This window comes from Parabacteroides sp. CH2-D42-20, from assembly GCF_003670185.1.
In the GTDB taxonomy this organism is placed as follows: Bacteria; Bacteroidota; Bacteroidia; order Bacteroidales; family Tannerellaceae; genus Parabacteroides; species Parabacteroides distasonis.
The window spans coordinates 1-668 of sequence record NZ_RAYG01000097.1 but is presented as its reverse complement, the minus strand read 5'-3'; the positions used below and the strand labels follow the sequence as shown (position 1 = coordinate 668).

The following is a 668-nucleotide window of genomic DNA, read 5'->3' as shown; positions in this document are numbered from 1 at the left end:
GGCAACCACAGGTAAATGGAGATATAGCGTGAAATCCACTGGGTCAGCGTGCTTTGGAAACCGTCATAGACGGAAATAGCAAACGCCAGCGGACCCAGTATGCTTAACACGATTAGGAAGAACGTGCGCAGCGTGTCTATAATCAGCCCCGCCGCCTGAAAGAGCATTTCCAATAACTCCCTGAACCAGTCCCGGACAGACTTTTTGATATTATAAGCCGCCCTGTCCATGTACATACCCGTCATAGTCACCATGTCGGAGGGCGACCAGCCCAGTTCTTCCAGTTGTCTGTCAAATTCCTCGTCCGATGCGAGGTAAGCCGTTTCGGGGCTTCGCATCAGGGCTTCATATTCCAGTCGGTCTTTCTGCGCCCGGTACTCGTTCATGTCGAAAGTCTGCGTTTCCATAAGCTGGTTGCACCCTTTCACCACTGGCGACAGCACCGTGTTGATAGTCCCCAGCACGAACGTGGGAAAGAACATGATGCACAGCCCCAGCGCAAAGGGACGCAGGAGCGGGTACACGTCTATGGCTTCCGCCCTTGCGAGCGACTGCCACACTTTGGCGGCTACATAGAACAGCGCACCCAACCCGGCAATACCTTTCGCTACCCCCGTCATGTTGCTGCACAAGGGCATCATTTCATCGTACAGCACCCGCAACACTTG

General features: G+C 54.2%; 1 protein-coding gene. It reads right to left on the bottom strand.

Features of this window, described 5'->3' with window-relative positions; all coding sequences use genetic code 11:
- Positions 1–668: conjugative transposon protein TraJ (gene traJ, locus D7V92_RS21910; protein WP_121773797.1), on the bottom strand; the 668-nt coding region annotated here is incomplete at both ends.